We start from the raw sequence: 21,691 nt of genomic DNA, 5'->3' as shown, positions 1-21,691 counted from the left end.
AGTTTTTAAACAATTATGAAATAATGATGAAATCAAGTCCTATGATCATTTGCCCGATGCCGATCTGCGTGCCCTGGCAAACGGACGCGCCCGCCTGCAATGCCTCGATGCGGTGCGCGGTGTTGGACACCAGGATGGTATCCGGCCTGGTTGCCGCGGCTACATCCACCGGCTCGCCGATCACGAAATCCACGTTGATGGCCTTGCCTCCCAGCCCCGTCACTGAATCGGACACGGAGGGTTCCAGTGAAAAGCCGATGATGAAGTCGGTGCCGATCTGCATCTCCCCGATACCGCCACCGATGTTGCTGTTGTGGCGGTGGTAAAGCTCGAAGTCCACGATAAAATCCACATAATCGCGCCCTTCAATGAATGCCAGTATTTCAGAGGCATGCAGCTTGCCGCCGAACATAATGTCCTGTCCTTCGCGGTAAGCCCAGGGGCTGAGGAATTTTTTGATCTCTTCTTCCAGCACCACTGCGTAATACCCGGGATCGAACTCAGGGTGGAAGCTCACTTTACAATCCACCAGCAGTGTTTCGTACACGGGATTGGTGACATGCAGCTTTACGAAAGGCGAAGTGAATGTTTCGTTCATGAAAGTGCCGATCTCGCGCAGGCGCTGGAGGTTCACCTTGGGTTGAAGCGGGTCTCCGGTGGGCCGTTGCCGCCAGTCGGGCACTACTACCAGGCGCACGTTGCCGGGCCTGAACCAGTCTTCGTTATCGGTATGCGGCAGGCATTTTACTTTGAACAGCTCAGGGAAATATTCGAGGATCAGCCGTTCGTAATCCCAGCCTGTGGATGCGCGGTTCTTATGCCGCAGCCTTTCGCTCACGCGGCGGTAAAAAGCTGGATCCGCTTCGGGATGCTGGCCGCCATATGAAGGGTAAGGTTGTGTTACTTTTTTGAGCGCGGGCACTTTACGCACCAGCTTACTCACGGTATTGGGCGCCAGCGGCTGCGCCAGGTGCGCTTCGTAGCCTGCGGCTCCTGTACCCGGCAATACCAGCGTGGCCGTGCCGGCCTGCGTAAATATCTTGCTGATGGCGGCCGCTCCGCCGGGATTGTCCGCTACGTGCACGCGCAGCCAACGCATGCCGGCGGGCATCAGGCTGTGCTGAAGGGAAGCGTCGCGCCCCATGTTCAGCCTGATGATCCCGGGCTTCTGGAAGCCGCCGGTGCTTTCTTCAAGTATGTCCGCCACTGCAACCGACTGCCAGCGGTGGCCGGCGAGGTAACTCCATTGCAGGTCGTTACTGTCCAGCAAAGCATCGCCCTCCACGCTGCCCTCTTCTACCTGGAACAGCAGCGATACGGATTGCGGCGCGTTCGCATTTTGCAGGCCGATATACAACGCGCCGTCACCGGGCTGCGCGGGGATCAACGGGGTGGTATCGCTCTTCTGCGATTCAGCCGGGCCAAACACGTCCTGCAAAAAGAACTGGTCCATGCCGTTGGGCGCATCCGGGCGGAAGGTGTCTGCCGCGGCGTAGTCCATGGTAACGGACTTGAGTGTAGGCGTGTACGGCGGTTTCGGCAGCTTGGGCGCCGAAGCGCTGCTGCCGGTATGTTTGCTCAGTGCGATTACCTGCCTGGTATACGCGGCTGAAAACGCTTTATGGCCAAAGGCTTCGAAAGGCGCTTCCGATGTGACGTTGCCTAGCTCTTCTTTGGTGGGGCCGGTAAGTACCATGCGCAAAAATCCCTGGTTCACGGCATTGGTGAAACCTGTGCCAAGCTGCAGCGAAGGATCGCGCACAAAAGGCGCATTGGCCGTTTTCAGCGAAAAGGTGAATTCGTTGATGGTAAGGTCTTTGGGATTGGCGGTGTTTCCCGCGTCGAATATCGGGAAGGTATGCAGCAGTTGCGTATTCCAGTTGCGTTTGCTGAGCAGGTCTATCGCCACATGGAAGCTCGTGGCGCTCAGTTCTTCATTGCTGCCGTAGTTGGCGTAATGGGAACCGAAATCCGCCGGCGCGTCCTGCCATTCAAGCTTTATATTCAGCGACTTCAGCGTTTTGCTGAAGATCTCGTAATTGCCGATGTAAAAGTTGGAACCTATCAGCGGTTGCGCGGTGAAGGGAAGCACCGGCTTGTCTGACGGCTGGATGGCCTGGTCGTTCTGCAGCACAAGGTTCTTCATCCCGGTCACCTTCACTTCCACGGTTACGTTTTCCACGGTGAAATTCCTGAAGGTCTCCATCAGGAAACTATCCGGCAGCAGCAACACTCTCATTATAGGCCAGGCGGTACCGAAGGATGCCGCATGCACGGCTTCGTTGTAAGCGGTAACGGCCGGCAGCGATTCGTTCAGGGTAACGGTCACTTCGAGCGTAAAATCATTCTGCAGAGTGTTTGACTGGTTGGGAACGGGCAGGTCGGGTTTCAGTTCCACCTTGGTTTCCATGCCGGTTCTCAGCCATTCTTTTTCGGTGGTCAGCTGCGGTTCGAAGAAAGGCGTGAAGATCTGGAAAGGATGTTTGAAACCGGGAACGGATTTGAGCCGCATTTTCATGAGGATCTCCCTTTTCCCTTCTGAAAGGAAGAGGTTGGGCGAAGCCACGGCCCAGCCAAGGGACGCTGTTTGCATCAGCTGCGATTCCTGCGGTGTGGACAATTGCCGCGATCCGAACGGCCTGAAGGCGGTGGCCGTGTTGTTCAGCACCTGCGTTGCATCGTCCGCTTTAAATATGATGCCTTTGTTGTTGATGGAATATTCGGTGAAGCTGCTGCGCAACATGCCAACGGCAGCCTGCGAGATCACGAGGTCGTTGTTCAGGGCGTAATGCAACGGCAGGCCGGTGGCAGTTTTTCCACCGTCGAGCAGGGTGCCGGCGTTTACCAGCAGCGGCGCTGCGTTCTTCGCCAATTCAAACAGCACGTGTACTTTATCGGGTGTGGCGGGATTTCTTTTGAGTTGAAGAACTTCTTCGTAATAATAGTCCAGTCGTTTTTTGGTGAGCTGGTTCATATCGTCCCGCGCGATGGCGTATACGCGGAGGTAGGCCAACAGCAGGGCCAGGTGCGGACTGAGGTCGCGGGTATTGGTAAGGAAGGCCTGAAGCTCGGCTTCGCCCATGTTCTTCAGCAGGTCGAAAAATGCCTGCCAGTCGCCCTGCGGCATTTTATTTTCGTCATAATACCTGATCTGCCCCGCCATCTGATGTACAAAGCGTACCAGTTCGCTGGTTGTACGGCCGTCTATCTTCACGGTACCGGGGTCCAGCGCGGGCTGCACGCGGGCAGTCTGGTTCACGCCGTCTGTAGACAGCAGGTATTGAAAGATATTTTTACTGGTAATGCTCATGTTACTTTTCAGTTAGGTAGAAAGGAAATACCAGGTTGCTGCGGCTGTTGGTGCTTCTCACGGTATAATCCACGTGTATGCTCACTTTACCGGCGTCCCTGTCTTCGGGCAGCAGCTTCACTTCATTCAGGTCTATCCGGGGTTCATACAGCAGGAGGGCTGTCCTTATCTCATGCTGGATGGCGGTGGCGGTGGTGGTGCCGAGGGATTCGAATATCCAGCGGTCCCGCTTCCAGCCGAATCCGGGTTGCATAACGCGTTCACCCAGTTCCGTGGAAAGGATCAGGGAGATGCTGCTGCGGATATCTTCTTCCGCTTCCAGCATTTTAACTTCTTTGTCGAGTTTGGAAAAGACGGGCGGGAAGCTCCATCCTCTTCCGAGAAAAGCATTTTCCTGGGGCATCGCAAAACAAATTTTAGTTCTTTCGGTCTTCAATATTCAATCGGGGCGCACAACAAACTTTCTTTTCAATTCGGGGAACGCTGAACAGTCTTCAAACATGTAATTTCAAACGGGCTTTCAACATCTTCTATTCATCAATCTGAATCTTTAATCTTCAACCGCCGATCATCACCGTCGGGCAACCCGCCACTATCGTGCCTCCATGGGCGGTACTGTCTCCCAGCCGCGCTGCGGGCATGCCGCCGATCATCACGGTGGCGGAGCCTTTTACCACGGTATCCGGAGGACCGGTGCAGGTGCACATGTCTCCCACTCGCAACGCGGGCACTCCTCCTATCATCACCGTTGCGCCGCCCGGCGGCAATGCGGGGCCTCCCACGTGGGGCACGGTTCCCGTTACCATGGGGCAAACGTGCATATCGCCAACTCTTGCTGCTAATGACATATTGATCAGTTTATCTGTACAATGGCTCCTTTGATCACCGTATTCGCGCTGGAACTGATCTCCATCCCTGCCGACCCTTCCGCCTTGAACTGCGTGCCGGCCTTTACTTCAAAGCCGGTGGAGCTTTCCAGCTTCACGCTGCCGGAGGCTTTCATGACCAGGTCTTTCGCGCTTTCGATGCTGATACCGTCCTGCGACATTACGATCTTGTTGCCGTGCTGGTCTTCCACTTTGATCTCTTTCGCATCTTCGTCCATCACGAGCATGTTGCCGCCGGGGGTATCTATGGTGAGTGTTTTTTTGTCGTCGTTGAAAAGCATGCGCATGCCGCTGCGGGTCACGAAACCTTTTTCGTGGTTATCGTCCGCCGCGGTGAGCGGCGATGCTTTTGCGCTGCTGTGCAGGGCGCCCAGTACCACGGGGTAACGCGGGTCGTCGTCCAGGAAACCTACGATCACCTCATCGTCCACCTCGGGAAGGAAGAAGCTGCCGCGGGAACTGCCTGCATCCAGCGTGGATACGCGCGCCCAGGTGCCTTCGCCTTCCAGGTCCACAGACGGCACTTTTACCCTGATGCGTCCTTCGCCTTCGGGGTCGCCTTCCAGCGCGGTCACGATGCCGATGTGGAGGCCGTTGATGCCCGGCAACAGTGCGCCTGCGGCTTTAACCTGCACTTCAAACTTTTCGGTATGCAGCTCCGGCGTCATGCCCAGCTGCAGGTCGCACAACCAGTTGCCGAAGCTGATCTCGTGCCGTACGCCGCTCACCCAGCCCATGCCGTTGAAGCGCGAGCCCAGGCCTTCGAGCGCTACGGTGATGCCGGGCAGCGCTTTTGAAAAGCCCTGCACCCTGGCCCTCCCGCACATGAATGCCATGCGGCTGCGCAGCGCGCGGGCATCCGCCCAGTTCTGCACTTCTTCTTCGCTCATCCGGCCGGCCTGGCGCACGGTGAAGAGCGGGATGCCGAATTCAGCGGGATCAAGATCACCGGGCGTTGTCCAGCCCGGGTCGTTGCTTTCCGCTTCCAGCAATGCCTGGCCGGCGGGGTCCCAGGCCTGGGCTTTCACGCTGCCATATTGGTTGTTGGCATCTATCTCCGCGTCAAACTCGATGAGGTTCGTGCCGTAACGCAGCGTGGCCAGCGCAGTGGATTCCACCAGTGGTTTTTTGATGTCTATTTTTCCATCGTGCGCAACCGTGATAAAACCAACGGATTCGATGCGGCTTACCAGGAAGTCCCAGTCCGTGCAGTCGAACTGCACCATTTCGGCATGGGTAACGGGCGTGTCTTCCACCTCACCGGTCAGCCCTTCTTTGTCGAGGATGGCGGAGGCGATATCGCTGTCCTTCATTTCTTCGTACAAAGCGCTGTTGCGGCCGATGGTGAGCATCACGGCCTTGTCGCGGCATTCCACCACCAGTTCGGACCGTTGCTGGCGCACGCGGATGGAATGGCGGGTGATGATGCCTTTGAAGATCATTTCATCCACCATGTGGTAACCGGCCAGTATCTCTATTTCGTTACCGGGAAGAAAATGATCCTGGTTACTCACAGGCCAGTCCCCCAGCGCGGCATCGCCGTCTGAGATCACGATGCAGGCGGAAGGGATGCGGTTGGCTTCGTTGTGAACGGAAATGGAATACACGGGAATGTCGCCGGGTATGGGCTGGCCGTTCACATTCACTGTGAAGGTCACCAGGCCCATGTCCTGCTCTACCGGTAATAATCCTGCTCCGTTCATGGTTTAGTTTTTTTAGCGGGAGGAAAGAAGATCTCCTTTCCTTCCCTGAGTTGCCTGAAATTGAAAAGTTTGTTCACCTTCGCCACTTCGATGTAATAGGCCGGCGTGCCGTAGATATTGTTGCTCATCAGCAGGATGTTGTCCCCCGCCACTACTTTGCGCACGTGCGTGAGGTCCGGCGAGTTTTTGTTCTCTTCCAGCTCGCGCAGCATATCGGAAATGGAACCTTCGAAAGTGGCCCGCGCTTCCACGCGGAGCGGCGAACCGTCGGGCCCGAAAAGTTTGTAGTTGAGCGAAAGGCTGCCGAGCACGCCTTCGAACACGAGCTTGCCCCAGGTGAGCTGCACGCGCCGGGGCGAGTGACCGCTGCTGTCGAAGGTGTACACTACCTTGGCGAACTTTTGCAGCTCTTTGGTCACATCGTACGGTTCGTCGCCGCTGAACAGCCCGGCAACGGCGCCTGCAATGGGCACATTGTCCAGCGGGCCTGCGGGCGGCGGTATCACGCCGGTGCCGTCGAACAGGAAAGTGAATTCCAGCGCGGGCGGCGAAGTGCTCACATATTTGGCGTCGCTGCCGGAGTTGCCGGGCGCAGGCGCGCGGTCGTAATTCACCTGGTAGTTGATCGTGTAATTATCCGGGTTCACCTGCACGCTGTATTTGTCCTCGTCGGCTGTGCTCAGCACGGGCGTTTCTCCCGCTTGCTGCGGAGGGTTGAAGGCGACGATGATCATCTTCTCAAGCTTGCCGGTGCCAAATAAGGAGTCCAACATCGGTTATCTTTCTTTTTGTTGTTTAAGCGCTTTCATGACTTCCTCCGCACACCTGGCAACGATCTGCTGCATATCGGCCGGGCTCATGCCCCTTTGGGGCGACGAACCGCCGGAGCTGCCGCCGGACGAGGTCTGCGGGCTGTTCTCCACGCGTGCGCGTATCACCAGTTCTCGGATTTCTATGGGCATGTGTGCATGTTTTTTAGATGCTGATATTGACGTCTACCGAAGCAGTGAGCCCTGCGGCCAGGTCGAGCGCCACGCTTACGGGGTCGTAGTATTTGAAGTACTGGTACGACAGCACCAGCGTTTCCACCACGATCTCGTTGTTGCCGGCGTTGATGCCGCTGACCTCCAGCTTTTTGGGAATGGCGTTGATCAGGTACCAGTTGTACAGCGGCACGTGATCGGCATTCATGAGGGAGATCATGACGTTGCTCGGTTTGAATTTAAATTCGTCTATCGCCTGCCTCGCCCAGTGCAGGATGCCTGAGCCGAGGAACTTGCCTCTTTTCAGCGTTACATCCCCGTACTTGGTGCGCACAGGCAGGTTGTGCACGAACCGGTGCTCGCCGCCTTCCGGCTTCGTTTCCATCTCGATGTCCACGCTTAGCCCGGATACTTCCTGGAAGCGCACATCGTTGGGAAACTGGGGCAGTATTTCGAACAGCACCAGGAAATGGAACCCGACCTGCGGGGTATCGAATGCAGACATACGTTATTCGTTTTGGATCACCAGGCCTTCGTGTACCAGTTCAATGGATTCTATGGCTACTTCGTTGCCGTCGGCCTTCAGGTCCGTGCTCTGCACTTTGATGGGCCAGGCGTTCTTCACCTTCCATACCACCACCGGCTCATGGTTTTCGTTGAGCAGGCTGATGGTAACGTTGCGGCGCTCGATGGTATTGAGGGCTACGGTGTTCCACCAGGAATAGAATTCGTTGTCGCCTTTGAATGTGCCGCGTTTCATGGTGATGTTGCTGAACTTCTGCATGCCGGGCATTTTGGTTTTCACGTATTCAGGGTTCGCGCCGTCCCGGTATTCGATGGGATCGGTCTGCACGTCCAGCCCGGATACTTCTGTGAACCCGATGCTGGCACCACCCCATTCAACCTGGAAGTGGAATTTGGGAAGCGGATAATTCGCCATAACTTATGGTTTTTGGATGTTAGTTATCAATGGTGATTAAGATTCCTGCATTTTGTGGCTGAAGCGCAGCACGATGAACTCTGCGGGGCGTACGGCCGCCATGCCTATTTCCACGATCAGCCTGCCTTCGAGAATGTCTTGCGCGGTCATTGTTTCGTTCAGCCCCACTTTCACGTAAAAAGCCTGTTTGGTGGTGGCTCCGGCCAGGGCGCCCTGCCGCCATTGCAGCGTCAGGAAATTTTCTATCATTGCGCGGATGCGTACCCAGGTATTGGCGTCGTTGCCTTCAAATACGAATGGCTCGGATGCTTTTTTGGTGGATTCTTCCACGTAAATGAAGAAACGCCGCACGTTGATGTAACGCCATTCGTTGTCGTTGCCCGCCAGCGTACGCGCGCCCCAAACGAGGATGCCTTTGCCGGTGAAAGCGCGGATGGCATTGATGGATTTACCGGTTTCATGCACATTAAGCGAACTTTGCTCCTGGTCGTTGAGTTTGTAAGCTGGCGTTACCACCGAGCGGAGGCTCACGTTGGCAGGCGCTTTCCACACGCCTCTCGAACGGTCCGTAGCTGCATAGATACCGGCCACTGCGCCTGAAGGCGGCAGCAGGCTCATTTCCACGCGCACGCGTTCGTACACGGCTTTAAAAAAAGGATGTTTGAGGAATAGTTGCTGTTGCGCCTGATCCGTTCTGAAGATGGCGTCCTGCAGGATAGCGACATACGCGCCGGAGATCGTTTCGAAAGCGGTTTGCAGCAGGGGGGAATTGGCGGCGTTGATCGCCGTGGCCTGTACCGTACCTCCATCGAAGTTGTTGCCGTTCGCGCCGATCGTGTTGATGGCCACGCCGAACACCCAGCCCTGTGTATTGAGCAGTGCGTAGTCTGTGTCTACGTTCGCCTGGGACCGGGCAGCGGCTATAGACGACCTTACAAATTGGTTTTTCTCGAAAGCGATCAGGCTGACGAACTGCGTCCGTAAGGCAAGATTGACTTTAAGCCCCGCGATCACATTGATCATGGAGGGAGAGTTGCCGGCGTCGTCTTCCAGGTCGCGGAGCGAAAGCGCCAGGTCGCGCACGAATTTGATGAGGGCAGCGAAGTTAGTGCGGGCCTGCGCGGCGTTGCCAGCGGTCATTACCTCCTGCCGCAACCTTGTGAAGTGGACGGACATTGGGTTGTAATTGCTTCGGTTCAGCACCGGAGACGGGATCTTGCCAAATACCCGGTTCTCTTCCAGCAACCGCGCCCGCAGATCCGTTACCAGCACATCCAGCGCCGGGTTGCCGGTCATGGTGTTGATAGTAGCGGGAGGAACGGCCACATCTGCATTGTCCACGATATTGAGCTGTGAAAAGCTGACGTCTTTCAGGTAAGATGTTTGCAGCCAGGGATAATATGCTGCGGCATATTTCATTTCCTGGGTGCCCACACCGTTGCGGAAGCGGAGAACGGGATTGTCGGCATGACCGAGCGCAAGCCCTCCGCCCAGCATATCCAGGATGCCGAATCGGTCCTGCAGCCGCGCGCATTGTTCTATCACCGCCTGGTGGAAATTGCCGCCATTGATGTAATCTGGCGACCCGTCCGGCAGGTGAAGGGAAACGCTGTCCGGCGAAACGAGCAACGTGGGCTCGTCCACTTTTTCGAGCGAGCGCAGGCCGCCCAGCAGGCCGGTGGTGGCGGTACCCAGAATAATGTCCGCAGCGTAATCGCCTACGGTCACGATGTAGCAGGGGCCGCCGCCGTTATCGAAGTAATGCTGTATGGCGTCGAAGAGGTGGTAGCGCCTGCCATTCACCGGTGTTACCCTGGTGATATTAAACTGCGCGTCCGTTCTGATCGAATAAGAAGCGGGGGAATAACCGCCTCCGAAAACGGCGGTGTATTCCAGCATCGAGGTGATGCGGACGGGCACGTTCACCAGGGTGGCGCCTTTGGCGTCTGCCGTGATGGCCGTGTGGCCGATGAAGGCCGGTATGGCCGTGGCAACAGAGGCTACTGAAGGCGGAATGAGCTGCAATTCCTCCACAAATACGCCCGGGGTTTTATAATCCATGATCGTTCAGATTAATGATTAAGATTCCTGCATTTTATGACTGAAGCGGAGCACGATGAACTCTGCAGGGCGCACAACCGCCATGCCTATCTCCACGATCATCCTGCCTTCCAGGATGTCCTGCGCGGTCATGGTCTGCCCAAGGCCAACGCTCACGTAGAACGCATGCTCCGGTTTTGCGCCGGCCAGCGCGCCAGCGCGCCATTGCAGGATGAGGAAGTTCTCGATCATCGCGCGCACCTTCACCCAGGTGTTGGCATCGTTCGGCTCAAACACAAAAGGCTCGGTGGCTTTTTTAGTGGATTCTTCCACCATGTTGAAGAAGCGGCGCACGCTCACATAACGCCATTCGTTGTCGTTGCCGGCAAGCGTTCTGGCACCCCATACCAGCACGCCTTTGCCGCTGAAGGTGCGGATGGCGTTCACGGATTTGCCGGTGGTATGCACATTCAGGTTTTCCTGCGAAGCATCGTCTACAGACACCATCGGGCGGCGCACGAAGCGGAGGCTTACGTTGGCCGGTGCTTTCCATACACCGCGCGTACCATCCACCTGGGCATAGATACCAGCTATCGCGCTGCTGGGCGGCAATACCAGGGGCATGGCGGTAATGGTATTTTTGATGTCGTGGTATAGTTTGTTGGATACATGGTACAGCGAACGCGCTTCGTCCGCCGCATTGGCGGGCTCAAAAATGCGCAGCACCGAGTTGGCTACCACCGGCGCGCCGTTGAGCGTTCCGGTGATGGCCACCGCTTCTTCGTTGTAATTGAACGAAAGCGATGTTTCCAGCTGCGGGTAATACGCTGCGCCGTAAGGAAGGTTGCTGGTGCCGATGAGCGTGCGGAAACCGTTGGTGTTGTCGTCTATCACATTGTCCCCGGCGGGAATGGTGTAGTCCAGGTGGCCGTTGAACACGTCGATGATGGCGAAGCGGTCTTTCAGGTCCGCGCACTGTGCCAGGGCAAGGGCGTAGAGGTTATAAAAATCGCCGCGGGGAAGCGACAGCGCATCGGGAAATACCAGCAGCGTAGGCTCATCTTCCTTACCAATGGCGGTAAGCCCGGCGGTGTGATTCAGCAAAGTGGTGGGGGTGGTAGTGTCAGCTCCGATAGAAACGATGTAGCAGGGGCCGCCGCCGTTGGAGAAATACATCTGGAGGGAATAGTACATCCTGTACAGGGCCACTGGCGCAGCGGGCGGGGTAGCCACCACGTTCACGCCGGCAACGGTGTTCGCCGCGGCCGTGAATGTTTCCAGCCGGGCGCCGTAAATGGCTTCATATTCCACGAGCGAGGTGATGCGCACCGGTTTGTTGATGAGGGATTCCCCATTGAGGGTGGTTAAACGGGTGTACCCGATAAATGCGGGAATGGCCGTTTCTACCTGCGCCACGGAGGGCGGAAACTTGGGCACCTCGTCGATATATACGCCGGGTGTTTTGAGGTTAGCTAGATTTAACATTTGTGAAAGGTTTAATCAAGTACTTAAAAAGTTAATCGTGTATTCCCGTGGCTGGGGAGCCATATGCCATGCATTTTTATACAGGTCGATCATACCGCTCACTTCTCCGCCCGCAGCCTGTTGGTCGAACACCACGCGTTCCTCCACAGGGCTTCCCCCTTCCAGCCGCACTACATACGCGCCTTTGGGCAGCAGCCGGAGGTCCAGTCCCACCGTTTCCTGTGTTGCGGCAATCGGATTGTTGAGCGTAAAGCTGACAGGCCCGCCTGCCGCGATCTTCCCGGCTCTTATCTGCGTAAACGCGCCCGGCGTTACATGTTTGGAGAGCAGGAAGCCGCTCAGCGCGCCGCGTTCCGCGTTGCCCGCCGCAGCGGCTGCGGTAAGCACCACCGTGTTGGCGGCCAGGTTCGCATCGATAGCGCCGGCAGCGGAGAGATTGTTTGCATAGAATATTTTTCTTCCCAATTGCTGCGTACCCTGCTCAAAAAAATCTATCGACGGGAAAGGCCTGCCGTTCGCAAGCATAAGCCAGAAAGAAAAAAGTATGGGCTGTGTGATAGGCGCCGCGGGCACCCATGCGATGCCGTTATGGTGTTGTTTCATATACGCCACCAGCCCGCCGGGCACTGCCCTGGTGAGCAGCCCGTAATTACGGATCATTTCGGCGCTGGCCGGGGAAGGGCGCAGGCGGAAGGTTTCTCCCGGATCATTGCCGTTCACACGGATGCTGATCCTGAATTCGGGGGTGTATCTCCAAACAATTTTTTCCATAACGGAATGCTATTCAGTTTGTGTACTCAGTAACTGGGATTGTAAATTGATCTCTGTAATAATGCCGGCGCCGCTCACCGGTGCATCCTGTATCACGGCCATGCGCATTTTGTAGATAACGGAAGGAATGTACTTCCCTCCCATCATACTCCACAACTGGTTCAGCTCCTCAAAGCGCGTGCTGTACAGGTCGAAGATGAGCTTGTTCAGGTTCAGGGCCGTGAGCACGGGCGTATCCGCCGGGGTAAAAACGAATTGCCGCTGGAAGAATGCGATCACTTGTGAAATGCGCTGCAACGCTGTCAGGTAATTGTTTTTATTGGCGCTGAACAGTACATACACGTTCAGGTAAATTTCACCCTGCTGCTCCACTCCCTGGGGTAAGCCGGCTACATGCACAGTGCGGCGGAAAGGGATGTTGCGCAGGCTTTCTTCCTGCTGGATGTTCACAACAGACACCACGATCTTATCGGTCAGGTTTTGCGAAGGCGTATCCTGGAAAGCATCGGCAAAGGAAATGTTCCCGGGCGTTACTTCGGGATCAAGGGTACCGATATACGTGTTCAGCTTACTAATGATTGCGCTCAATACCTGATCAATCATTGATTTAAGATTTATGGGGTCCTGCTATATGTTAATTGAAACCGGGGTTATGCTATTCTTTTTGTCAGAATCTTGTGATGCTCTTTTTTTCTTTGGGGTATATGCTACTATTCTAAATTCTACTGAATGCTCGTTGTAATATTAGGTAATAAAATTCAATCTGCAAAAAATTTCAATGGATGCGTTTGCAAATTTAACCTGCAAATGTTAACCGGCATATCCTTCCACGACGATCACGATCTCTCCTTTCACACCTTTTTCATTAAAGTGGTCGCGCACCTGCTGCAAAGTGCCGCGTTTGTTCTCTTCGAACATTTTGGTGAGCTCGCGCGACACGCAGCATTGCCTTTCAGGGCCGAAGTATTGAATAAAATCTTCGAGCGTTTTCACGAGGCGGTGAGGGGATTCGTAGAACACCATGGCCCGTTCTTCCGTGGAGAGTTGTGTGAGTAAAGTATGGCGGCCTTTTTTGGGAGGAAGGAAACCTTCAAAGGCAAAGCGGTTCATGGGGATGCCGCTGTTCACCAGCGCGGGCACAAAGGCTGTGGCGCCCGGCAGGCATTCCACCGGCACGCCTTCGCGGATGCATTCCCGCACCAGCAGGAAACCCGGGTCGGAAATGCCCGGCGTGCCCGCATCCGTGAGCAGGGCCATTTGTTTGCCGCTTTGCAGCTGCTGCACAAGATGCTGTAACACCTTATGTTCATTATGCTGATGATAAGGTGTTACAGGCTTGTTGATATTGTAGTGCTTCAGCAGAACGCCCGAGGTACGGGTATCTTCCGCCAGCACCAGCTCCACGGTCTCCAATACTTTCACGGCGCGGTAGGTGATATCCGCCAGGTTGCCGATGGGTGAAGGAATGAGGTAGAGCCGCGACAATTTTATTGGATATTAACTTCGTAAAATTCCATTACCTGGTTGGCCAGCAGTTTCTGGCAGGCGTTCTCAGCTATCTGCTGCGCTTCTTCGCGGCTGGAAGCTTCAATTTGCAGGGTAATATGTTTGCCAATGCGTACGTCGTGTACATTTCCGAGGCCCAGGTTCTTCAATCCGCCCAATACGGCCTTACCCTGAGGGTCCAGCAGTTCCTTCAACGGCATCACGTTGATATGCGCAGTAAATGTCATTTTTCTAAAAAATTTAGACGCAAACCTAGCAATTTATTACGAATTCCGGTTTACCAATTTCGAAGATCAGCCATGGCTGGCCTTTGGAGGCACAACCAGGGAGAGCCCCACGTATACGATGAACACAAATGGCACGGCGGCATACTTCAGCACGGGAATGCTGGCAACGGTAAGCAGCGCCAGCAGGAAACGGGGCCAGTTGTCTTTCACCGAAAAGTTCTTGAACTTCAGGCTGATCATGGGATGGGAGCTCACCATCAGGTAACACAGCACAGCGATGATGGCGTACAGTATCCAGACGTTCCCGAACAAAGGCGCGAGATTAAACGGGTTGTAGAGCACGATGAGCGGGAATGAAGCCACCAGGAAGCCTACCGCCGGGGTGGGCACCCCAATGAAATGTTCGCTCTGCCGGGTGTCCAGGTTGAACACGGCAAGGCGGTATGCGGCGAAACAGGGCACCAGCAAGGCCGGGGCCAGGTTGAAGTAAGAAACGTCGAACACGTCGGGGGTTTGCAGGTAGGCGCTGCGCAGCAGCCGGAAAAGGATCATGCCCGGCACTACGCCGAACGTCACCACGTCTGCCAGCGAATCCAGCTCCCGGCCCAGCGGGGAAGCCACTTTCAGCAAACGGGCCACAAATCCGTCAAAAAAATCGATGATGCCGGCCAGCACCACCAGGCCGGAAGCCCAATATATAGGCTCGGGATTGGTGACGGTGTACGTGGAGCCGTTGAACTCCGCGATGTATTCCGGCGCATGCAAAATAAAAATGAGGGCCAGCGCACCGCAAAAAAGATTGGAAAGTGTAAGGATATTGGGAATCTGTTTCATTGATCGGATTTTCTTCAGCGGAGGCAAGTTATACATTTTTCCCGGCGATCTTCCCCCGAAGCGTTGCAAAAAAGGCCGGCCAGGAAGTGTTATACTCTTTGGCCGGCCCGGTATCATTCGTTCAGCGAAAATTATTTCTTCATCAGGGCTTCAATTTCATCTGCCGTGATGGGGATGTTCTTCATCAGGTCCACGTTGCCGCCGGATTTCACCCAAATGTTGTTCTCTATGCGGATGCCCATTTTTTCTTCTTCGATGTAAATGCCCGGCTCCACGGTGAGCACTGCCCCGTCAGGGACAGGCTGAAAGAAAGAAGGGCCGAGGTCGTGCACATCCACGCCCAGGTGATGGGAAATGCCGTGATAGAGATATTTGCGGTAAGCGGGCGACTCAGGGTCCTGGTTCTTAATGTCCGCGTCCGTCAGCAGCCCCAGTTTGACGAATTCTTTCCCCGCTTCAACCCCTACCATTTCATGGTATTTACTGATGGTGATGCCTGGTTTGAGGATGGATCTGGCGTAGTTGTGCAGGTGCAGGCAGGCATTGTACACGTCGCGCTGGCGCGGGGTGAATTTGCCGTTCACCGGCACGGTACGGGTAAGGTCTGCATTGTATCCGCCGTAGGCAGCGCCGAAGTCCATCAGGATCAGCTCGCCGTCTTTACACTCCTGGTTGTTGCTAACATAGTGGAGGGTGCGCGCCCTGTCGCCCGAGGCGATGATGGAGCCGTAAGCCTCTCCGGTAGCGCGGTTGCGAAGGAACTCGTGCAGTATTTCGGCGTGGATCTCATGCTCGAATACGCCGGGTTTGATGAACTGCAGCAGGCGGCGGAAAGTTTTTTCGGTGATGTCGATAGCTGTTTGCATCACTGCTATTTCTTCCTCCGTTTTTACTGCGCGCAGTTCTTTGAGGATGCGGGCGGAGCGGAGGAAGTTGTGAAGCGGGTAACGGCTGCGCAGCTCCTGGGCGTAGCGGTAATCTCGCACGGGCACCAGGTTGGCTTTGCGGTTATTTTCATTGCTGTTCAGGTAAATATTGGCTGCTTCGTGTATCCAGGGCTGAAGGAGCGCATCCAGGCTGTCCAGCCATACGATGGTCTCGATGCCTGAAACTGCCTGTGCTTCTTCGCGGCGGAAGCGGTGGCCGTCCCATTTTTCCTTCAGCTCGTTGGGGCGCACCAGTACGAGCACTTCGCGGTATTTGGGATCCGGGTTGTCCGGATAGAGCACCAGCATGGTATCTTCCTGGTCTATCCCGGTAAGCCAGTACAGGTCGGCATTCTGACGGAAAGGATGAAGTGCGTCGCCATTGGTGGGCAGTTCGTCGTTGGAATTAAAAATGGCAATGGAATCCGGTTGCATTTTCGCGGTAAACCGTGCCCGGTTTTTGATAAAGATCTTCTGATCGAGTGGCAGGTACTTCATTGATGATTTTTTTGTCTTGGAGGATCAAACTTACCGGAAAATCAGGAACCCGCAAAAACAAGCGCTTTGCAGCACAGCAGGGGACAGTAACACAAAAGTTATACTGCATTACCCCAAACCGGTGCTGTATTAACAAATAATTATTCACGAGTTCCTTTGATTTTCCGGCAAATTGGAATCGATGCAATTAAATAATTTCTAAAAATGATAGGGCAAAAATAGAAATTCCTATAAATTTAAAGGTTGTAACACCCATAAAATTTGATAGTATCAAAAAAGTCCTAGTTTTGCCAATACACCAAAACAATCTTTCTTTATGCAAATCAGCAGTGTTAGAGATACACTCAGGGAATTGCGGGAATTGGGCATAGAGAACATAGCCAACCTACATTACCAACTCTCCCCGGATGATCTGGCAGCGCAGACCCTTGTACTGAAGCAGGGCTGCCTGAGCGATACCGGAGCCCTGGTGGTCAACACCGGAGAGTTCACCGGCCGTTCTCCCAAAGACAAATTCATCGTAAAAGACAGTATCACCGCTGATACCGTGAATTGGAACGACTTCAACCTGCCGTTCGCCCCCGAAAATTTTGACAGGCTTTATCGGAAGATCACCCGTTACTTCAGCGGCAAACCCGTTTGGGTAAGGGATTGCCAGGCCTGCGCAGATCCTGAGTACCGCCTGAACATCCGTGTGATCACGGAAACGCCCTGGGCCAGCCTGTTCGCCTACAACATGTTCATCCGCCCCGCGGAAGAAGAACTGGAAAGCTATGAACCCGACTGGACCGTGATACAGGCGCCCGGCCTGCATGCGGACCCTGCGGCGGATGGTACCCGCCAGCACAACTTCGCAGTGGTGAGCTTCACCAGAAAAATGATCATCATCGGCGGCTCAGCCTACACCGGCGAGATCAAAAAAGGCGTGTTCACCATCCTGAACTACCTGCTGCCGCACACCAAAGGCGTACTGAGCATGCACTGCTCCGCCAATGAAGGCAAAAACGGGGACACCGCTGTGTTCTTCGGCCTCAGCGGCACCGGCAAAACCACGCTCAGCGCAGATCCCGACCGCAAGCTCATCGGCGATGACGAGCACGGCTGGACGCCCTCTTCCATCTTCAATTTCGAAGGCGGCTGCTATGCAAAAACCATCGACCTCAGCGAGGAAAAAGAACCGGCCATCTTCCATGCCATCCGCGATGGTGCGCTGCTGGAAAACACCGGCTTCTTCCCCGGCACCAATACGGTGAACTATGCAGATAAAAAGATCACGGAAAACACCCGCGTATCTTATCCCCTGCACTACATCAACAACGCCAAAGAGCCGTCAGTAGGCGTTACGCCGAAAAACCTCTTCTTCCTCACCTGCGATGCCTATGGCGTACTACCGCCTGTTTCAAAGCTTACGCCCGGGCAGGCCATGTACCAGTTCATCTCTGGCTATACCGCAAAAGTAGCCGGAACGGAAGCTGGCGTCACCGAACCGAAATCCACGTTCAGCGCATGTTTCGGCGCCCCTTTCCTTCCCCTGCACCCTGCCCGTTACGCGCAGATGCTCGGTGAAAAAATGCGCAGGCACAACGTGAACGTATGGCTGATCAACACCGGCTGGACGGGCGGGCCTTACGGCACCGGCAACCGCATCAAGCTGAGCTTTACCCGCGCCATGATCTCCGCCGCGCTGAAAGGCGAGCTGGACAAAGTTGCTTATAAGATCCACGAAGTGTTCGGCGTAGCCATCCCTGAAGCAGTGCCCGGCGTACCCGCGGAAATACTGGACCCGCGCAACACCTGGGCAGACGGCGGGGCATACGACAAACAAGCTGCAGACCTCGCGGCACAATTTGTAAAGAATTTCGAAAAATATGCCGGCAAAGCCGATCCGGAGATCCTGGAAGCCGCGCCGAAAGTTTAATTGCCTTTATTAATTCCTTTTTAGATTCCTACGTTCATTTACCAATCAAGTTTAAAGGGACTGCCCGGGCTAGGGCAGTCCCTTTCCATTTGTCCGTCATTTTTCATTACCTTTGCGCATGCAAATTTTAGACGGCAAACTCACTTCACAGGCAATTAAAGATCAATTGGCCGTTAAAACGGCTGAATTGAAAGCCCAGGGCAAAAAAGTGCCCCATCTGGCCGCCATCCTGGTGGGCAACAACGGCGCAAGCGAAACCTATGTTGCGTCTAAGGTGAAATCCTGCGCAGAGATCGGCTACAATTCCACCCTTCTCCGCTTCGAGGATACCATTTCAGAAAAACACCTGCTGGACCATATCAACATGCTCAACGAAAATGTGGATATAGACGGCATCCTGGTGCAGCTTCCCCTGCCGAAGCACATCAACGAAGAGCTGGTGATCAATACCATAGACCCGAGCAAGGACGTGGACGGTTTCCACCCCATGAACGTGGGCAAAATGGTGGCCGGCCTTCCCACATTCATACCTGCCACTCCTTTCGGCATCATGCTGATGCTGGAACATTATAACATCGACACCAAAGGCAAACACGCCGTCGTGATCGGCCGCAGCCACATTGTAGGCACACCCGTGAGCATCCTGCTGAGCCGCAACGCCAATCCCGGCAACTGCACCGTAACCCTCTGCCACAGCCATACGCACAACCTGAAGGAACTTTGCCTGCAGGCGGATATTGTAGTGGCAGCCATCGGCCGCCCCGATTTCGTGACCGGCGATATGGTGAAAGAAGGCGCAGTAGTGATAGACGTGGGTATCAACCGCGTGCCGGATGACAGCAAAAAGAGCGGTTTCCGCCTGGTCGGAGATGTGAACTACGCTGAAGTAGCGCCCAAATGCAGCTTCATCACACCGGTTCCCGGCGGCGTAGGCCCCATGACCATCGCGGCATTGCTGAAGAACACCTATCACGCCGCCATTGGCCAGAAAGGCAACCAGAACTGATTTTAAGCTACCTTTGCATTATGCAGTCCACCATCATACAAACAGCAGCGCTGCCCGTGATGGAATCTTTCTACACCCTCCAGGGTGAAGGATTTCACCAGGGGAAAGCCGCGTATTTCATCCGCCTCGGCGGCTGCGATGTGGGCTGCGTATGGTGCGACGTGAAAGAGAGCTGGGATGCGGACAAACATCCGCAGGTGGAAATTTCGACGCTCGTCCATGAAGCATCCGCCAATCCCGGCCGTATAGCCGTTATCACCGGCGGCGAGCCGCTCATGCATAACCTCGACGCGCTTACCAAAGCCTTGCACAAAGCAGGTTTCCGCAATCATATCGAAACATCCGGCTCTTCGCCGATAAGCGGCAGCTGGGACTGGATCACGCTTTCCCCCAAGAAGTTCAAAGCCCCGCTGGACGAGGTTTGCAGGCAAGCGCATGAACTGAAGATCATTATCTACAATAAGTCCGACTTTGCCTGGGCGGAGAAATACGCTGCCCTTATGAATAAACAATGCAGGCTGTACCTCCAGCCCGAATGGAGCCGCGCCGCGGAAATGACGCCGCTGATCGTTGACTATGTGAAAGATAACCCGCAGTGGCAGATATCGCTGCAGATACACAAGTACATCAACGTTCCCTGATTAAAAGCCCGGAAGATAAGGCAGCCGGCAGCTCTCCCCTTCCCGGCCGCCGTTGCGTCGCACACTTCAACAACCGTAACATGGATGAAGAAGATAAGCTGCTTATCATAAATACCCTCCTTTTTTCGTTATTTAGCAACAACTATGAAGAAACTCCTGTTACTCCTCTGCTGCCTGGCCAGCCTGCCGCTGATGGCGCAAAAGACCGGCAAGGCCGAAAAAAAAGCAATGGCCCTGTTCGAGCAAAGCATGGACGCCATGCGGATCTACCAATACAACGACGCTGTCAGGCTCCTCAAAGAAGCGATCAAAGAAAGTCCCACCTTTCCTGATGCTTACGGTCAGCTGGGCCTTACCTATATTGCCATGAAACAATATCCCGCCGCGCTGGAAGCCTTTGCGCAGCTGGAAAAGCTGGATTCCAACGGGTTTCGTTCCATACGCCCCTCCTACGCCCGCGCGCTGGCAGGCAACGGCCAGTTCAAAGAAGCGCTGGCCACGCTCACGGATTATATGCAGACCGCGAAGAATCCCTCTCCCAAAGCCCAGCAGCTGAAGAAGAATATGGAATTCGCCGTCACCACCCAGCCCGTGCCTTTCCAGCCGCAGAACCTCGGGGACCGGATCAATTCCCCCGACCCTGAATATTTCCCCTCGCCCACCATAGATGGTAAAACCCTCGTATATACCCGACGTGTACGCGGCCGCAACGAGGATTTTTTTATTTCGGACCGCGACAGCCTGCAATGGCAGGCCAGCCGCGATATGGGCGAACCTGTGAACACCGCTTTCAACGAAGGCGCACAGAATATTTCGCAGGATGGGGAAATGCTCGTGTTCACCGGTTGCGACTTCCCGAACGGCCGCGGCAGCTGCGACATCTATTATTCCATTAAAACGCCCGAAGGCTGGCAGCCGCCGAAGAATATCGGCCCCGCCATCAATACAGAGTCCTGGGAATCCCAGCCATGCCTCTCGCCCGATAAACAAACGCTTTATTTCACCCGGGAAACGCATGATGCGGGAGCGGACATTTTTGTGAGCGTGCGCAATGCCGCAGGGCAATGGAGCCCGGCCGAAAGGCTCGGCCCGCAGATCAATACCCGCGGGCGCGAAACAACGCCTTTCCTGCATGCGGACGGGCAGACGCTGTTCTTCGCGTCAGACGGGCATCCCGGGTTTGGCGGGCTGGATATATTCTACTCGCGCAAACAGGCTGACGGCGGCTGGGGCCCCGCGGTAAACCTGGGTTACCCTATCAATACCATCGAAGAGGAAGGCAGCCTGACCGTTGCGGCCGACGGCAAAACGGCGTATTATGCTTCAGACCGTTCGGATTCCAAAGGCTCGCTGGATATTTACAGCTTTGAGCTCTACGAAAGCGCGCGGCCCATGCCCACACTTTACCTCAAAGGTTATGTGTACGACGCCAAAACCAATGCCCGCCTCAAAGCCAGCCTCGACCTCATCGATCTTGCCACCAAGCTCACCGTTGCCACCATCCGCAGCAACGACAACGGCGATTACCTCGTGCCGCTGCCTACCGGTAAAGACTATGCATTTTCAGTGAACCGCAAGGGGTATCTTTTTTATTCCGACAATTTCTCGCTGAAAGAAGCAAACACAGGCCAGCCCTTCGAGAAAAACATCCCGCTGACACCGCTGGAGCCTAATGCAGTGGCCGTGTTGCGGAATATTTTCTTCCCTTCCAACCAATTCACGCTGGACCCTGCTTCGGCCACCGAGCTGGATAAACTGGTGGCCCTGCTGAAAGAAAACCCGACGATGGTTGCGGAGATCAGCGGCCATACGGATAACGTGGGCAGCGACGCAGCCAACCAGCAGCTGTCTGAGAACCGCGCCAAGTCTGTAGTGGAATACCTTGTTCAGCATGGCATTCAGCCCGAACGCCTGAAAGCAAAAGGATATGGCGAAAGCAAGACGATAGACAGCAACGATACCGAAACAGGCCGCGCGCAAAACAGGCGCACCGAGCTGAAAGTGATCAGTTTGTAA

Annotated in this window: 20 protein-coding genes; 4 read left to right on the top strand and 16 right to left on the bottom strand. The window is 55.1% G+C overall.

Annotated features, from left to right (window positions below; genetic code table 11):
* Positions 1-13: 13 nt before the first annotated feature.
* From ACTJIK_RS10040 to ACTJIK_RS09965, 16 genes are all read right to left on the bottom strand, one after another.
* Positions 14-3,310, bottom strand: a complete 3,297-nt coding sequence (locus tag ACTJIK_RS10040) for a baseplate J/gp47 family protein (RefSeq protein ID WP_440646235.1) — start codon at positions 3,308-3,310, stop codon at positions 14-16.
* Position 3,311: 1 nt separating this feature from the next.
* Positions 3,312-3,713: a GPW/gp25 family protein gene (locus tag ACTJIK_RS10035; RefSeq protein ID WP_440646234.1), complete on the bottom strand. Its 402-nt coding sequence runs from the start codon at positions 3,711-3,713 to the stop codon at positions 3,312-3,314.
* Between the two features lie 154 nt (positions 3,714-3,867).
* Entirely contained in the window at positions 3,868-4,158 is a 291-nt protein-coding gene (locus ACTJIK_RS10030) for a PAAR domain-containing protein (RefSeq protein ID WP_346319046.1), read from the bottom strand.
* Between the two features lie 5 nt (positions 4,159-4,163).
* Positions 4,164-5,900 carry a type VI secretion system tip protein VgrG gene (gene vgrG, locus ACTJIK_RS10025; protein WP_440646233.1) on the bottom strand — a complete coding sequence of 579 codons (1,737 nt, stop codon included), beginning with the start codon at positions 5,898-5,900 and terminating at the stop codon, positions 4,164-4,166.
* The gene (locus ACTJIK_RS10020) at positions 5,897-6,673 is read right to left on the bottom strand and encodes a CIS tube protein (RefSeq protein WP_440646232.1); all 777 of its coding nucleotides are present in this window, start codon (positions 6,671-6,673) and stop codon (positions 5,897-5,899) included. The genes vgrG and ACTJIK_RS10020 overlap by 4 nt, the downstream gene beginning before the upstream one ends.
* A 3-nt stretch (positions 6,674-6,676) precedes the next feature.
* Positions 6,677-6,862, bottom strand: coding sequence for a DUF5908 family protein (locus ACTJIK_RS10015; RefSeq protein WP_440646231.1), 186 nt, complete (start codon positions 6,860-6,862; stop codon positions 6,677-6,679).
* A 13-nt stretch (positions 6,863-6,875) separates the two neighbouring features.
* Positions 6,876-7,388 (bottom strand): phage tail protein, encoded by a 513-nt coding sequence (locus tag ACTJIK_RS10010; protein WP_440646230.1) that lies wholly within the window; start codon positions 7,386-7,388, stop codon positions 6,876-6,878.
* Positions 7,389-7,391: 3 nt separating this feature from the next.
* Positions 7,392-7,823 (bottom strand): phage tail protein, encoded by a 432-nt coding sequence (locus ACTJIK_RS10005; protein ID WP_440646229.1) that lies wholly within the window; start codon positions 7,821-7,823, stop codon positions 7,392-7,394.
* 36 nt (positions 7,824-7,859) lie between these two features.
* Positions 7,860-9,884 carry a phage tail sheath family protein gene (locus ACTJIK_RS10000; protein WP_440646228.1) on the bottom strand — a complete coding sequence of 675 codons (2,025 nt, stop codon included), beginning with the start codon at positions 9,882-9,884 and terminating at the stop codon, positions 7,860-7,862.
* 18 nt (positions 9,885-9,902) lie between these two features.
* A complete protein-coding gene (locus ACTJIK_RS09995) occupies positions 9,903-11,348 on the bottom strand; it encodes a phage tail sheath family protein (protein ID WP_440646227.1) in 1,446 nt (481 codons plus the stop codon).
* 15 nt (positions 11,349-11,363) lie between these two features.
* Positions 11,364-12,119 carry a hypothetical protein gene (locus ACTJIK_RS09990; protein WP_440646226.1) on the bottom strand — a complete coding sequence of 252 codons (756 nt, stop codon included), beginning with the start codon at positions 12,117-12,119 and terminating at the stop codon, positions 11,364-11,366.
* A 9-nt stretch (positions 12,120-12,128) separates the two neighbouring features.
* Positions 12,129-12,722 (bottom strand): DUF4255 domain-containing protein, encoded by a 594-nt coding sequence (locus ACTJIK_RS09985; RefSeq protein ID WP_440646225.1) that lies wholly within the window; start codon positions 12,720-12,722, stop codon positions 12,129-12,131.
* Between the two features lie 207 nt (positions 12,723-12,929).
* On the bottom strand, positions 12,930-13,604 hold the full coding sequence (gene rsmI, locus ACTJIK_RS09980) for a 16S rRNA (cytidine(1402)-2'-O)-methyltransferase (RefSeq protein ID WP_440646224.1): 675 nt from the start codon (positions 13,602-13,604) through the stop codon (positions 12,930-12,932).
* Between the two features lie 2 nt (positions 13,605-13,606).
* A complete protein-coding gene (purS, locus tag ACTJIK_RS09975; protein WP_120518552.1) occupies positions 13,607-13,852 on the bottom strand; it encodes a phosphoribosylformylglycinamidine synthase subunit PurS in 246 nt (81 codons plus the stop codon).
* Positions 13,853-13,918: 66 nt separating this feature from the next.
* Positions 13,919-14,686 carry a CDP-alcohol phosphatidyltransferase family protein gene (locus ACTJIK_RS09970; RefSeq protein WP_440646223.1) on the bottom strand — a complete coding sequence of 256 codons (768 nt, stop codon included), beginning with the start codon at positions 14,684-14,686 and terminating at the stop codon, positions 13,919-13,921.
* Between the two features lie 131 nt (positions 14,687-14,817).
* The gene (locus ACTJIK_RS09965; RefSeq protein WP_440646222.1) at positions 14,818-16,110 is read right to left on the bottom strand and encodes an aminopeptidase P N-terminal domain-containing protein; all 1,293 of its coding nucleotides are present in this window, start codon (positions 16,108-16,110) and stop codon (positions 14,818-14,820) included.
* 316 nt (positions 16,111-16,426) lie between these two features.
* Between ACTJIK_RS09965 and pckA the strand changes: the two genes are divergently transcribed.
* The 4 genes from pckA (at position 16,427) to ACTJIK_RS09945 (ending at position 21,691) form a co-directional block, all read left to right on the top strand.
* Positions 16,427-18,028 (top strand): phosphoenolpyruvate carboxykinase (ATP), encoded by a 1,602-nt coding sequence (gene pckA / locus ACTJIK_RS09960; RefSeq protein ID WP_440646221.1) that lies wholly within the window; start codon positions 16,427-16,429, stop codon positions 18,026-18,028.
* A 118-nt stretch (positions 18,029-18,146) separates the two neighbouring features.
* On the top strand, positions 18,147-19,034 hold the full coding sequence (locus tag ACTJIK_RS09955; RefSeq protein ID WP_440646220.1) for a bifunctional 5,10-methylenetetrahydrofolate dehydrogenase/5,10-methenyltetrahydrofolate cyclohydrolase: 888 nt from the start codon (positions 18,147-18,149) through the stop codon (positions 19,032-19,034).
* Positions 19,035-19,054: 20 nt separating this feature from the next.
* Positions 19,055-19,675 (top strand): 7-carboxy-7-deazaguanine synthase QueE, encoded by a 621-nt coding sequence (locus ACTJIK_RS09950; RefSeq protein WP_440646219.1) that lies wholly within the window; start codon positions 19,055-19,057, stop codon positions 19,673-19,675.
* Positions 19,676-19,819: 144 nt separating this feature from the next.
* Positions 19,820-21,691, top strand: coding sequence for an OmpA family protein (locus tag ACTJIK_RS09945; RefSeq protein ID WP_440646218.1), 1,872 nt, complete (start codon positions 19,820-19,822; stop codon positions 21,689-21,691).

The organism is Chitinophaga sp. 22620 (assembly GCF_052044405.1).
GTDB lineage: Bacteria > Bacteroidota > Bacteroidia > Chitinophagales > Chitinophagaceae > Chitinophaga.
The sequence above is the reverse complement of the archived record's forward strand: the minus strand, read 5'-3'. Positions and strand labels throughout refer to the sequence as shown.